Below are 810 nucleotides of genomic sequence, written 5' to 3' on the forward strand. Positions count from 1 at the left end.
ATAATGGGCATGTTTTCCTCCCTCTTCTGCGTCCGATAAAAAAATATGCCGCGTAACATAGCTGTTTTCCAGTGTCTTACGAAAAAACTTTGGGAAACGGTCAAAAAAAAGTCGTGTAAAAGTTGGAGTTTGCGAAAAAGTGCGTAATTTTGCACCCGCTTTCGAGAGAGAAACGCGCTGAAAGCATTGACAGAGTGAACGTGAGGTTTCCGGTTTTTCGGTTGTTGCCTTGTATCTTACCTTAGCGGTGCTAAGGGAGCGAGAAGGGCTTGCGGTTCCGGTTTCTGACCGCTGGAAAATTTTTTCGAAAAAAAACTTCGAAAAAATTTGGTGGTTAAGAAAAAACCTCTTACCTTTGCAAACGCTTTCGCTAACAAACGGAAGCTTAGAAATAAGAGATAGTTCTTTGAAAGACTTTAGATAAACAAACGAAATGTAGTACAAGCAGTAGTCATGTGATATATATATATAATGTGTATCCGTGATGAAGTGATAAAACCGTCAATCTGATTAAACAATCAAGAAACATTCGGTCACCTGAACAGAGACGAAAAGTACTCGCAAGAGTAAAAAGATATTTTACGAATGAAGAGTTTGATCCTGGCTCAGGATGAACGCTAGCTACAGGCTTAACACATGCGAAGTCGAGGGGCAGCATGAACTTAGCTTGCTAAGTTTGATGGCGACCGGCGCACGGGTGAGTAACACGTATCCAACCTTCCGTTTACTCAGGGATAGCCTTTCGAAAGAAAGATTAATACCTGATAGTATGGTGAGATTGCATGATGGCACCATTAAAGATTTATTGGT

Annotated in this window: 1 rRNA gene; it reads left to right on the plus strand. The window is 40.9% G+C overall.

The features are described from left to right. Nucleotides 1–582: 582 nt before the first annotated feature. Nucleotides 583–810: ribosomal RNA gene (locus BACCOP_RS01465) — 16S ribosomal RNA — on the plus strand; the annotation flags it as partial.

This window comes from Phocaeicola coprocola DSM 17136, assembly GCF_000154845.1.
Taxonomy (GTDB): domain Bacteria; phylum Bacteroidota; class Bacteroidia; order Bacteroidales; family Bacteroidaceae; genus Phocaeicola; species Phocaeicola coprocola.